This window comes from Silvanigrella sp. (assembly GCF_044369315.1).
Taxonomy (GTDB): Bacteria; Bdellovibrionota_B; Oligoflexia; order Silvanigrellales; family Silvanigrellaceae; genus Silvanigrella.
Genome location: NZ_JBIPMD010000076.1, coordinates 1 through 13500, shown reverse-complemented (window position 1 = coordinate 13500; position 13500 = coordinate 1). Strand labels below are relative to the sequence as shown.

General features: G+C 34.2%; 9 protein-coding genes. 1 reads left to right on the top strand and 8 read right to left on the bottom strand.

The features are described from left to right. Window positions 1–236: 236 nt before the first annotated feature. The 8 genes from ACIQ56_RS08195 to ACIQ56_RS08160 all read right to left on the bottom strand — a co-directional run bounded on the left by ACIQ56_RS08195 (window position 237) and on the right by ACIQ56_RS08160 (window position 11542). A complete protein-coding gene (locus ACIQ56_RS08195; RefSeq protein ID WP_397600584.1) occupies window positions 237–2087 on the bottom strand; it encodes a hypothetical protein in 1851 nt (616 codons plus the stop codon). Between the two features lie 24 nt (window positions 2088–2111). Beyond that, window positions 2112–3035 (bottom strand): metallophosphoesterase, encoded by a 924-nt coding sequence (locus ACIQ56_RS08190; RefSeq protein ID WP_397600583.1) that lies wholly within the window; start codon window positions 3033–3035, stop codon window positions 2112–2114. Window positions 3036–3148: 113 nt separating this feature from the next. Further along, window positions 3149–4300, bottom strand: coding sequence for an acyl-CoA dehydrogenase family protein (locus tag ACIQ56_RS08185; RefSeq protein WP_397600582.1), 1152 nt, complete (start codon window positions 4298–4300; stop codon window positions 3149–3151). A gap of 95 nt (window positions 4301–4395) precedes the next feature. Continuing rightward, on the bottom strand, window positions 4396–6423 hold the full coding sequence (locus ACIQ56_RS08180; protein ID WP_397600581.1) for a biotin carboxylase N-terminal domain-containing protein: 2028 nt from the start codon (window positions 6421–6423) through the stop codon (window positions 4396–4398). After that, the gene (locus ACIQ56_RS08175; protein WP_397600580.1) at window positions 6420–7241 is read right to left on the bottom strand and encodes an enoyl-CoA hydratase-related protein; all 822 of its coding nucleotides are present in this window, start codon (window positions 7239–7241) and stop codon (window positions 6420–6422) included. Before ACIQ56_RS08175 ends, ACIQ56_RS08180 begins: the two co-directional genes overlap by 4 nt. Continuing rightward, the gene (locus ACIQ56_RS08170; RefSeq protein ID WP_397600579.1) at window positions 7238–9142 is read right to left on the bottom strand and encodes an acyclic terpene utilization AtuA family protein; all 1905 of its coding nucleotides are present in this window, start codon (window positions 9140–9142) and stop codon (window positions 7238–7240) included. Before ACIQ56_RS08170 ends, ACIQ56_RS08175 begins: the two co-directional genes overlap by 4 nt. A 26-nt stretch (window positions 9143–9168) precedes the next feature. Further along, window positions 9169–10776, bottom strand: coding sequence for a carboxyl transferase domain-containing protein (locus ACIQ56_RS08165; protein ID WP_397600578.1), 1608 nt, complete (start codon window positions 10774–10776; stop codon window positions 9169–9171). 55 nt (window positions 10777–10831) lie between these two features. Beyond that, on the bottom strand, window positions 10832–11542 hold the full coding sequence (locus ACIQ56_RS08160) for a pyridoxine 5'-phosphate synthase (protein WP_397600577.1): 711 nt from the start codon (window positions 11540–11542) through the stop codon (window positions 10832–10834). 466 nt (window positions 11543–12008) lie between these two features. Between ACIQ56_RS08160 and ACIQ56_RS08155 the strand changes: the two genes are divergently transcribed. Continuing rightward, the coding region (locus ACIQ56_RS08155; RefSeq protein ID WP_397600576.1) for an AAA family ATPase at window positions 12009–13500 on the top strand (1492 nt) is incomplete at its 3' end.

Genomic DNA, 13500 nt, shown 5'->3' with positions numbered 1-13500 from the left:
AATTCTTTGAAAAGCAGTACGACATAGTTTGGGATTTTTTTCAGCCATTGCTAGGTAATCAGAATAACTCCCAGACCAATTTAACTCATTAAATAGAGATGGGCTATAAACTTCTTTCACTAGCTCAAAAACTTTTTCAGTATGCAGTTGCATGAGACCTCCAATGCATGAGGGAATTTATACAAATAAGATTATCTCAAAAAAAAGTTGCTCGCAAACTAAAGTAGAAATGATTTTTATTGATACAAAGAACTGATCAATGTTGCTCTTGTTTCTTGAATTTTAAGGCGGTTAATTTCTCCATTAGTTAACTTTTCACCACTAGCTTCCGTAAACGGTTTATCTAATATAAAAAATTTTTTTAATGTTACGTTTCTTGGTAAAGATTCATTCACACGATTGACAATGGATTGTACATGTTCCTTTATTTTATCTGGTGCTGCTCGATAATCCGCTAGTGCATTGTGATTTAAAACAATTAAAGCTGAAAGATATGGCATTTTATCACCAATGACGCAGGCATCAGAAATAATATCATCTTCTTTTAAGAGTTGTTCAAGTCTTACAGGAGAAACTACAGTTCCTCCTAAGGTTACAAATAAATGCCTTTTCCTTCCTGTAATAATAAATCCAAATGGAGTCATTTGTGCTACATCACCTGTTTCTTCCCATTTTCCTGCATTTTCAAATGTTGGAAAAGATAAACGGTATTCCAATGTAGAATGTGCACCCAATCTAAAATTAACGTGAGGTAACGGAGTTCCAATTACTTTAAAGTGTGCAGCATGAAATAAATTACTAGATAACATTCCTGCAGCATGTGTTGTTCCGTAAGATTCCAAAACGGGAATTCCAAGTTTTTCAAGATTTCTAACATAAGCTTCTTGAGCCGGCGCTAATCCATGAACAACAAATCGTAAGTCTTCCACGGCTTCTTTTAAAAAGGTTTGCCCAGAAATAAGTCGCGATGTTTTTCTAAGTGATCTTTTTAAAATATCAAAAACTCCTTCTGGAATTTTCATAGCACGACTTGAAGCGAGTAAATTTTGTACTTTATCTATTTTTTCACTTAACTGGAATCTAGGATTGTGTGACGAACGTTTTGCAACATGTTCAACAAAGGAACAAAGCTGTTCTAATTCAAATGAACTTCCAAATATATAACTGGGTCTTAAAATTCGTAAATTTGTTTCCCAATCTGTACTTGGATTTGGAAAACCAATAATTCCATTTTTTAGCATAGCGCAATAACGACTTAAATGGGCAAATGGGTTACTTGGCATCATAAGTTCCATGCTTTTCCAAAAAATTTGTTTTGGAAATTCTGCATGAATGATAAAATTTTGTGCTGTTAAAACCAAGGAATCGGGCATTAATATTTCTGGTTTTTGAAAACCGTCATGACCAAAGGAAACAAAAGAAAATCTTCCTGGTTTTATTTTTCGCCAAGGAGAATCTTCGGGAATAACAACGGAATTTATTTTATTTTGATCTTTTAAATCATTTAAATTATTTTCATCATATAAGTCTGACGTGGTCGTTAAAGGTGTATGAATTGTTTTATATTCTCTATAAAGTGTTAACAACTCAGGTTCAGGATGTTTATCTTGTGGCATCCAAGCTGCTGATGAAATATTTAAAAAAGGGACAGAAAAACCATCTAGTTGATAAGTTAATTCATCTATGTCAGAAGCAATTGCAACACCTTTAAAATAATTTAAGCACCATTTTAAATCACTTTTAGACATTTGAGAAGGTGCACACATAACATCAAAACCAGCAAGAACAGCACCCATCATGGCTACAAATGAATTGTATGTATTTCTTCCAATTAAAATGATACTTTGTCCATATTGACGTTGAGAAATAGGAAGTAAATTTGTCCAATATTCGGTGGCTCTTCCTAAATGAGAACAAAAATCTCGGCCAGAAAGTTGATGCCAAGCACCATTACAATAAGTCCGAATTGTTACGTAATTTATTTTGGCAGATTGCTTAAGTAACAAATCAAAAAAGGACTCAGCGCCTTTAAAAAGTTGTTTATTTACAGAATCAGCTGGAGCAGCAACAGAATCATGATCATTCATAAAAGAAATCCATTCTAATTCATTTCAAACCACAGCAAGCCTTGATTGATGAGGTTTGAGAAGAATAATATTTTTTTTGATATCAAAATATTTTCTTTGAGATCTTACTTGAATTGCTAAATCAATCTCAGGAAAATATCCTGTTAAACTGTTTCCATAAGTACACCCAGTATCGATACCAACGCAAATGGGTCTACCTGAAGGTAACGTTTTGCGAAATAATCCTTGTTTTGCATCATGGCCAAAAACAATAAGAGCAGGACCATTATGCAATTCATGCCAACGAAAACGCTCCTTTTCAGAACTTGTTGCTGATTTTTGTGTATTTGAAGAATTTAAAGATTGATTTAAAATTTCTGAACGATATCCAGCAGGAACAACTAAAAGCTTTTTTTCATTTCCTTTTAAATCCCATTTTACGTAACGAGCTGTTAATAACATTCTTTCTGTTGTACCAAGCAAACCTTTTGTGGCATCTAATCCAGCATGAACAATGATAAGCGGATATTCAGTTTCCCATTCGCTTCTTTTTAATTGGGTAACAACAGTAGTTACGTAAGCGTGAGGTAACGAACAAAGAAGATCAAAAATAGCTCTTTTGTGATAGCGAATTAAATGAAGAGTTTGTTTTGTATGTTCTGCTAAAGAATGAAAACTACGTTTTTGCGCTTGCTGAATTGTGGACCACAAAGCCCAATCATGATTTCCTTTTATGCATAAGGCAGAGTGTTCCTGAATGACTTCATAAACCCCGACTGGATCGGGGCCTTTTGTAAACAAATCGCCAACTAACATTAATTGAAACTTTGGAATATGTTTTTTTGCGGTTTCAATAAGTTCAACAAGCTCACGCGCACAACCGTGCACATCACCTACAATAAAAAGTGGTAGTCTATCTGTTGATGGAGCCAGACTTTTTATAATTAAGTTATTTGAACTATCCTGCAAATCTCATACTCCCAAATTAAATGAATTTAAAATTCATTTTAATCCACTCCATTAGGTAGATTGTAGGCATATGCTAAAGAACTTTCAATACAATGTTGAATTTAAAAAATTCACTATTTGCTACTTTTACGGACAAATTCTTTAACTATGATGTTTCTCAAAATCTCACTTGTTCCGCCCCCAATTTCAATGAGTTTGGCATCTCTCATGAGACGTTCCACTGGAAATTCTCGGATATATCCATAACCTCCAAGTACCTGAATAGCATCTAAGGCAACTTTTGTCGCCATTTCAGAGGCAAAGACTTTTGCTGCTGCCGCTTCTTGATTTGCTCTTCTGCCCTCTTCGATTACTTGAGCTGCTTCATAAATAAACGAACGTGCCGCACGATAGCCAATATACATATTTGCTATTTTCTCACTAATAGCTTGAAAGTTGATAATATTTTCAGAAAATTGTTGACGCTCTTGAGCATACTTTAAGGAGTGGTCTAAACAAGCTCGAGCGATACCTAACGACATGGCACCAAGTCCAACTCTTTCAATATCCAAGTTTTTCATCATATGTTTAACAGAAGTACCTTCTTCTCCAACACGATTTTCAATTGGAACGATACAATCTTTAAAAACAAGCTCTCCCGTAGGGCTTGCTCTCATTCCCATTTTGGAAAGTTTTTTTCCTACAGAAAACCCAGGAAAACCTCTTTCTACTATAAAAGTAGAAAGTGACATACGATCTTCACCGGTTCGAGCATAAACTAAAAAAACGTCCCCAACAGGACCATTTGTAATAAACATTTTAGATCCGTTTAAAACATAATGATCGTCTTTTCTGACCGCTTTTGTTTGTAAACCAATAGCATCGGAACCCGCTCCTGGCTCTGTCATTGCCATTCCGCCGACCATTTCTCCCGAAATACAGCTAGGCAAATAACGAACGAGTTGTTCTGGTGAGGCATTTTGAGCAAGGTTATGAACAAATAATAAAGAATGGGCTAGATAACTTAAACAAGTTCCTGGACAAGCGTAACTTAATTCTTCCATCACAGCCACAACGGAAACGGCGCCTAATTTTGCACCACCAAATTCTTCTGGACAGGTTAATCCCAAAATACCAAGTTCACCAAGTCGTCGAAAAATGCCAGGAGCGAGTCTTTCTTCACGATCTAATTCATCTGCGTAAGGAGCGAGTTCTTTTGCAGCAAAAGCCCTTACTGTTTGAATGACTTCTCGAATCTCTTGAGCGTTACTATGATAGCTTGTCATAATACTGTTTCCTTCAAAATAAATAACCGTTCACGAGCTGAATTGGTGGTTTTGTACTAGCCATTCTTAACAAATTTTACTTAAATTCATAAATACTACTTTATTAAAGTTACCATAGCCATGATATCTAAGCCTGATAAAATTTGCCCCTGCTCCACAAAAACCTTTGTTACTTTGCCATTTCCCGCTGCTTTTACTTCTAGTTGCATTTTCATAGATTCTACAATGAAGAGAACTTGTCCTTGTAAAACATCTTGTCCCTCATTGATAAGAACCTCAAATACTTTACCTGCCATAGGAGCACGAACTTCGCCACTCTCAGATGAATTTTTATTATGAGTTCCCGCTTCATAAAAGGGGCATTTTAGCTTTAAATATTCTCCAAATAGATGAACATGAATTTCTTGCTGAGATAATCTAGAAGCATAAAATGGTATTCTAATCTCATTTTGAAAAGAAGAACAGTTTAAATTATAATTATATTTTTCTGAAAAGAATATATTTTGATCATTTAAATTTTTAAATGTTCTCATGATCGATTCCCCAGATACATAAAATTTATTTTTTTGGGAACTTTTCATAATTTCAAAATCATCAAACTCTTGGATATCAATATTTGGTGTTACGCGGGATAAAAATTTATTTTGTTTATTAAAAATAGAGTTAATTTTAGAAAATTGAGTTTCACCTTCTAATAATAAAGTTATTTTTTCTCTGAATTTATTAGAATTAAAAATATTTATTAAATTTTGTGAAACTATATTTTTATTTAAATCATCAATATTTTTAGCTATCCAATTTGTAGATTCTTCTCCTAGAAGAAAGTCTTGATGTCTAACAATAGATTGCAAAAATGGAATATTTGTAGTGCATCCTAAAATAACAAAATCTTCCAAAGCGGAAGACATTTTTTTTATTGCCAAAGCACGATTGGGAGCAGAAACAATCAGTTTTGCTATCATGGAATCAAAATTAGAATTAACGCGCGCGCCCTCAACGACACCAGAATCTACGCGAATACCTTCGCCACTAGGCTCTTTGTAAAAAAGAATTTTACCTGGAGTGGGAAGGAAATCATGGCGAGGATCTTCTGCTAATATACGCGCTTCTAACGAAACACATTGAGGCTCGAGTATATGAAACTCATTTGAATTTGGAAAAGGAATGGGCCAATTTCCTTCTGCGAGATCAAATTGAGCATGAACAAGATCAATTCCATAAGCATTTTCAGTAACAGGATGTTCTACTTGAAGCCTGGTATTCATTTCTAAAAAATAAAAATGCCCCGCATCATCCATTAAAAACTCTAATGTCCCAGCGCCTCTATATTTTGTATACTTAACCAACTCTAATGAGGCTCTCCCCATTTTTTCTCTTTGGATTGTTGTTATTTGTGAAGAAGGAGCTTCTTCAATTACTTTTTGATGACGTCTCTGCAAAGAACATTCTCTTTCCCCAAAAAAGACCCCACCTCCTTTGCCATCACCAAAAACTTGAATTTCAATATGTCTTGGCGCAGTAAGATAACGTTCCACAAAAACAGTGCCATCATTAAATGATGCTTTTGCTTCTTCTGATGCTCTTTTAATTGCATTCGGAAGTTCTGTTACGTTATCTACAATCCTCATTCCTCGACCGCCACCTCCTCCACTTGCTTTTACCAAAAATGGAGAAAATATTTTTCGTTTACTTAATTCTTTATCCCATTCTGAAGTTGGTATTTCTTTTAAATCATGAGAAAGTAAAGCATTTAAAGTAGGAACGGAACACTGATTTGCAACATGTTTAGCGGCTTCTTTACTTCCCATCATTTTCATATTTTCAGGTGTAGGTCCCACAAAAACAATTCCGGCTTTTTCTATCAATTCTGCAAATTCAGAATTTTCAGAAAGAAATCCATATCCAGGGTGAATAAAATGGGCGCCCCACTCTTTTGATTTTTGAACGATTTCATTTGAATTTAAAAAACTTGTGACCAATAAAACAAAATCCGCTTCTTTACAAACTAAAGAATCAGAATCTTCTTGAGTAGAAATGACAGCAACAAAGTAACCGCGTTGTTTTGCAGCTTTTAAAATACGCCTTGAAATTTCTCCTCTATTAGCAATAACTAGTTTTTTCATTTTGTTATTCCATTGCACCAGTAAGGGGAATTTTTTTCAAAAAAAGCAAGAATACCAGCTTTTCCTTCATCACTGGATCGTGCTTCTGCTATTTGTTTTACAGTAAAATCAAATTGAGATTTATTTGGAAATGGAGATGCATTTATAATAAGTTCTTTTGTTCTTCTTGCTGCATTTGGTCCTGCTAACAAAAAACTATTTATTAATGTATTTAATTCTGATTTTAAATTTTCATGATCTGTTATTTTATTCACTAAACCTGAAATAAGACATTCTTTACTCGTTAATTTTTTTCCATTTAATAAAAAAGAAGAGGCATGAGCTACTCCAATTTTTCTAATGATATATGGGCTAATAACACCAGGAACAATGCCTAATATAACCTCACTGGTCGCAAAAATAGCGTTTTCTTCTGCAAGCGTAAAATCGGAACAAGCAACCAAACCGAAACCTCCGCCAATGGCTGCTCCTTGAACAAGACTAATTACAGGACATGGAAAAGAAGCTAATTTATAAAACATTTGTCCTAAATTGCTCGCATCATCTTTATTTTGATCTAAATTTCTTAATGATTGATCTTTCATATAATTGAGATCAGCACCTGCGCAAAAAACCTTCCCTTCCCCTTCTAAAATAAGTAAACGCATTTCATTTGCATTTTCAATTTTACTTAATTCAGTAAGCATAGTAGAAATTTCTTTTATCATAGATTCATTAAAAGCATTTCTAATATCGGAACGGGTTAAAATAAGTTTTTTAACACCATGATCTAAACTTTCTACTCGAATACATTTTCCTGAATAATAAATATTATTCATAGAGCATTCCTTCTTACAAGTTCCCCTGCACATGCTTTATTTTCAGGGATAATAGTTGCAAGTAAAGTTTCTGGAATATCGACTTCACAGCGCAATAACGCTTGGCTAAATGTTTTTCCTTGGGCATCAATTTGTAAACTCATTGTACCCCCACCACCTAAAGATTCTTCTAATAAAAAATTAATTGCCCATAAATTTGGAACCAGATATCTGTGAACGTTACCTTTACAAAGACTATGAAACCAGTCATTCACTTTTTCAGAAGTAATATTTTCTCTTAACCAAACGTAACACTCTGGACTTCTTCCAATCAAACCAATATTAACGGTATCTCCTTTATCACCGCTGCGTGCATGTGCAATTTCCATAAGACATACTCTGATGGATCTTGAGGTAGACATTGTACTTATTAAACTTGGATTCCATGGATCAATTGGAGGATGATCGATTTCTGCTGTTCCTTTTGTGATAGGCCATTGCATTTGAACTTTTTCAAAAATGGTTTTAAAATTTTCTTCACCTTTTTTTTGTTCATAAACTCGGATATTAGGTAAAGAATATTCTTGTGGCATAAGTGCTGGCCAATAACTAACAACGTCAGAAATAGTAGGCGCACCACCTGTAACTGCAACTCCAGCAGGACCACTTAAAATCATACTAGGTAACAATTTTCTAAAAACATTTAGTTTGTCTTTATTGCTATCGCGAACTGTTAATTTAAGTAGTATTTCAATGGCATCATGTTTTTTAAGCATTCCTTTATGAGTGCTATCATCACCAACATATTCCGTATTTTTAAATTGAACTGTTGAAGAAAATCCTGCTTTTATTAATTCGCTTTCTAAACGAATCCAAAATACTTTAGCAAACATTTCAGCTTTTGCTCTAACATCAGGTCCTGAAATAATTAAAGTACCAGAACATTTACAACCATCCTCATATGCAATACTTACTTTTAAAAGATCGGTTGGTTTTCTTCCTATTATCCCCGAAACTTTTACTCTTTCCGCGGTACTTGGCGTTATCTGAATAGAAGAAAAATCGGCAATAACATCGGGAGTGATATAACTTTGAGGTGTTCCCATTTCATAAAGTAACTGTTCACGAACGGTTTGACAGCTAATGTAACCACCTGTATTAGGATGTTTTGTTACGTAAAAAGATCCATCTTCGTAACATTCTACAATGGGAAAACCAATATCAATAAAACTTGGTACTTTTTGCCAATCTGTGAAATTACCACCTGAAGCTTGTGCACCACATTCAATAATATGTCCCGCAACAATTCCATGCGCTAATTTATCATATTCATCTATTTTCCATTTAAATTCATACATCATGGCGCCAAGAGTAATTCCTGTATCGGTAACTCGCCCACATAAAACAATGTCAGGCTCATTTTTTAAAGCTTCTGCTACAGGCAATGCCCCAAAATAAGCGTTTGCACATAATACTTTGTCAGCATAATTTGCAAAATTTTCCCCTGTCTCCATGTTTTTAAAATCAACACCATTATTTCTTAAATTAGGAATTGCATTTAATATGTCATCACCATCAATAACAGCGACTTTTAAATTAAGATTTTTTTTTCTTGCAAGATTAAATAAAGCTTCGGCACAGGATCGTGGATTTACACCTCCCGCATTTGTGATGATCTTTATTTTACGTTTGAGACATTCTTCTATGATGGGATCTAATGCGGAAATAAAATCTCGAGCATAACCTGCTTGAGGATCTTTTGCTCTTTGTTTTTGCAGAATACTCATTGTTACTTCAGCTAAAAAATCTATAGAAATATAATCTAGTTTCATTTCTCCATAAATTTGTCTTCGTAATGCATAAGGATCATCACCCCAATAACCACCAGCATTTGCAATTCGAATAAACTCTTTTTTTGACATAAACAATTCTCCAAAAATGAAAAAATTTACATTCTAAAAATACCGGTATTGGTTTCTTCTATAGGAGTATTTAAAGTAACAGCTAAACTCGATGCAATGACAGCACGTGTATTACACATATCAATTACGCCATCGTCCCACAGCCGTGCTGATGCATAATAGGGATGACCTTCTTTTTCGTATTTTTGGCGTATAGGAGCGGCAATTTCTTCAACTTGTGAGTTTGTTAATTCTTTATTTTCGCGAGCAAGTTGATCTTTTTTTACGGTGACCATAACTTGAGAAGCTTGTTCACCTCCCATGACTGATATTCGACTTGATGGCCATGTCCATAAAAAACTTGGAGAATAAGCTCTGCCACACATCCCATAATTTCCCGCACCATAGGAGCCACCTAATAATAAAGTAATTTTTGGTACTTTAGCGGTCGCAACAGCATGAACCATTTTCGCACCGTCTTTTGCAATACCAGAGCGTTCATATTGAGATCCGACCATAAAACCAGTTATATTTTGTAAAAATACCAATGGAATTTTTTCTTTCGTACATATCTCAATAAAATGCGTTACTTTAAGAGCGCTTTCACTAAATAACACTCCATTATTTGCAATAATACCGCATGGAATTCCTTCAATATTTGCAAAACCTGTAACAATTGTGGGAGCATATCTTTCTTTAAATTCAAAAAAACGGCTTCCATCTACTAGGCGAGCAATGACTTCTTTAATATCAATTTGTCTTCGCAAATCTTTAGGCCAAATTCCTAAAATTTCATCGGGGTCATATAAAGGATTTTCAAAGGATTTTATTTTTAAATCTGCTTGTTTTCTATTTCCTAAATTTTCAATTATATTTTTTAAAATAAAAATAGCGTGAGAATCATTTTCTGCAAAATGATCCGCTACTCCACTCATCTCCGTATGAACTTTAGCACCACCTAAAAATTCTGCTGTGACATCTTCTCCTGTGGCTGCTTTCACAAGAGGAGGGCCGCCTAAAAATATAGTACCTGTTTTATTTACTATGATTGTTTGATCACTCATTGCTGGAACATAAGCACCGCCCGCTGTGCAAGAGCCCATGACAACAGCAATTTGCGGAATGCCTTTGGCACTCATCATAGCTTGGTTATAAAATATACGGCCAAAATGTTCTTTATCTGGAAAAACTTCGGCTTGCATGGGAAGAAAAGCTCCCCCGCTATCCACTAAATATATGCAGGGTAACTTATTTTCTAATGCAATTTCCTGTGCGCGAAGGTGTTTCTTTACCGTTAAAGGATAATATGTTCCACCTTTCACAGTGGCATCATTTCCAATGATCATAGACATTCTTCCAGAGACTTGAGCAATTCCTGCAACAACTCCCGCACTTGGAACATTATCTTCATAGACTTCATGCGCGGCAAGCATACCAACTTCAAGAAAAGGAGATCCAGGATCACAAATATTTTTAATTCGATCTCGAACAAACATTTTTGCTTGGCTTTGATGACGTTCTCTTGCTTTTTCTCCTCCGCCCAATCGTATCGACTCTTGTAATTTATTTAAATTTGCACAAATATCTTTATTGTGAATATAATTTTGTTTATAATCTTCTGATAATAATGAAATCTGGCTTTTAATAAAAGTCATTGTGTTTCCTTATTTATTTCTATAAGAAATTTACTTCTTGAGAATATTTTCGAAGTTAAGATACAATTGCTTTCATTTCTTGTACAGCTCTCTCTAATCCGACAAGCACAGCGTATGAGATAATGCTATGACCAATGTTAAGGTCACACATGCCTTCTATTTTAGCGATTCTTTTGGCATTACGATAATGTAACCCATGCCCCGAATGTACGATGAGATCAAACTTATGAGCTTGTTTTGTTGCTTTACAAATTCTCTCAAATTCTTCATCTGCTAAAGTTCCATCCTGTTCCGCATAACGTCCTGTATGAAGTTCAACCATTTTTGCACCAATTTTCATTGATAGTTCAATATCCTCTAAATTCGGTTCAACAAATAAACTTACAGGGATTCCATAATCTTGCAAAATTTTTGTGGTATTTTTCAAAGAATCGTAACCTTGAGTTAAATTTAACCCACCTTCCGTTGTTCGTTCTTCTCTTTTTTCTGGAACAAGAGTTACCATATTTGGGCGAATAGATAATGCAAAATCTAACATTTCTTTTGTATTTCCAATTTCTAAGTTTAAAGGAATTTGGAGAACTTGCTTTAAAAGTTTTACATCTCTATCTTGTATATGTCTTCTATCTTCTCTTAAATGAACTGTAATTTGATCTGCCCCTGCATTTTGAACCAAAACAGCAGCATCAATAGGATCAGGATATTTCGTACCCCGTTGTTGGCGCAACGTCGCTACATGATCAATATTTACTCCTAGTGTAGCCATTAAAAGATTCCCCTTCCCATTTTGAAACGTTAAAAAAAACAGACTATAAATTATTACACTTAAAAAGGTTATTCATGCAAATTAGACAGCCCTAAAAACAAGCAAAATGTGCATTATTTATTTATATCAATAATTACAAAATCAACTTAATGTAACAGGCTATTTAAAAACAAATAGGAATATTTAAATTTATAAGATCAATATGATTTTAATTTTAATAAAATAAAACAAAGTTCAAAAAACAAACATTTATTTATTTTTTAAAATAGGATAAGTTACTGAAAGTAAAACAAAGTTTGCGATTCTCATTTTTTCGTTTATTTGATGTTAACCATTGTGATAGGGAAGTTCTCAAGGCATAAATAAGAGGGCCTTTGTTTGGTAAGGAAGTCTTTGCTATAAAACCAGACATTGGGGATTTTTTTATTTTCCTTTTTTATTTTTTATAATTGCACGCAAGGATCACATGAAACTGAAGTCTATCCATATCTCAGGTTTTAAAAGTTTTGCTGATAGAGTAAATATTCATTACCATGACGGAATCACAGGTGTGATAGGGCCAAATGGTTCGGGCAAATCAAACATTATCGATGCCGTCCGTTGGGTCATGGGTGAGCAAACGGCAAAAAGTTTAAGAGCAGATGATCCCACTGACATTATATTTTCTGGATCACAAGATAGAAAGCCATTAAGTCTAGCAGAAGTTACCTTAATTTTTTCAAATGATGGTTTGCATTGCCCTGCTGAATATATGCATCTACCTGAAATATCGATTGGCAGAAGAATCAATCGCGGCGGTGAACGAGAATATTTCATGAACCGGGAACCTTGTCGCTTAAAAGATATTGTTGATTTTCTTTTATCGATTGGTCTTGGGTCAAAAAGTTATGCCATTATTCAACAAGATAAAAGAGATCGAATTATTCAAGCCTCTCCCGAAGATTTAAGAGAAATTCTTGAAGAAACTGCAGGTATTACTGTATTTAAAGTGAGAAGAAAAGAAGCCGAAAAAAGACTGACTTCTACTAGTGAGCGTATAAAAAATCTAGCTGAAATAGAACAAGAATTAACTCGTCAAAAAGAATCTTTATCAGAACAAGTTGAAAAAGCTTCTTTAAAACTTTCTTATTCACAAGAATTAAAAGATAAAGAAATTGAATTAATTAAAAATCATGTTGGTTTTTACCGCAATATTGCATCTAAAATTAAAAAAGAAGTCGATAGCCGCTCTTCTGAAATTCAACAGTCTAGTTTGGAAGCAAACGAGTGGGAAGCGACAGCAAATGATCTCAAATCAACTCAACTCGAATTAACGCAACAAATCAAAGCCACAGAAAATCAACTCGATGATCAAAAAATTGCTTTGACAAAATATCAAGAACGTCGAGAAAACTATAAAAAAAGACATGAAGAACGAATTTTACAAAAAGATAAAATTAAAAAAGAACTTGCTGAAGAACAGTTCAATTTAAAAGGCGAAGAAGAAAAACAAAATCAGCTCATGCTTGAGGTTGATAAATTAGGTCTAAGTCTCCAAAAAATTGATTTAGAAAAAGAAGGTTTTCAAGAAAGACTCGAAGAATTAGATGAGTCCTTGCAAGTAGAAAGAATGCGTGGTGATGAAATTCGTTCCGAAATGAAAGCGATAGAATCTAGCAGAAACTCTCTACGTGCACGAAATGAATCTATGCTTGATACGATTTCTCGTTATAATCAACAAATTCAAAAAGTAACAGAAAACCATCTCACAAATTATGAATCCAGAGGGCAAATTGCCGCAGATAGAAAAGCAATTGCAGAAAATTTGAATAAGGTTTCATTAGGATTAGATGAAGTTGTTTCCAATAGAAATCAAATAGAAATTGAACTCGAAAAAATTAGAAAACATTTTGAGCAATCCAATATTGACAGAGAAAGTATCAAACAATCTCATTTAGAAATATCAAGTAAAGCATCTA

What these genes read in the sequence shown, in the direction of transcription:
- ACIQ56_RS08180 (WP_397600581.1), bottom strand. Translation starts at nt 6,423, where the DNA reads ATGAAAAAACTAGTTATTGCTAATAGAGGAGAAATTTCAAGGCGTATT.
- ACIQ56_RS08185 (WP_397600582.1), bottom strand. Translation starts at nt 4,300, where the DNA reads ATGACAAGCTATCATAGTAACGCTCAAGAGATTCGAGAAGTCATTCAA.
- ACIQ56_RS08195 (WP_397600584.1), bottom strand. Translation starts at nt 2,087, where the DNA reads ATGAATGATCATGATTCTGTTGCTGCTCCAGCTGATTCTGTAAATAAA.
- ACIQ56_RS08175 (WP_397600580.1), bottom strand. Translation starts at nt 7,241, where the DNA reads ATGAATAATATTTATTATTCAGGAAAATGTATTCGAGTAGAAAGTTTA.
- ACIQ56_RS08160 (WP_397600577.1), bottom strand. Translation starts at nt 11,542, where the DNA reads ATGGCTACACTAGGAGTAAATATTGATCATGTAGCGACGTTGCGCCAA.
- ACIQ56_RS08170 (WP_397600579.1), bottom strand. Translation starts at nt 9,142, where the DNA reads ATGTCAAAAAAAGAGTTTATTCGAATTGCAAATGCTGGTGGTTATTGG.
- ACIQ56_RS08165 (WP_397600578.1), bottom strand. Translation starts at nt 10,776, where the DNA reads ATGACTTTTATTAAAAGCCAGATTTCATTATTATCAGAAGATTATAAA.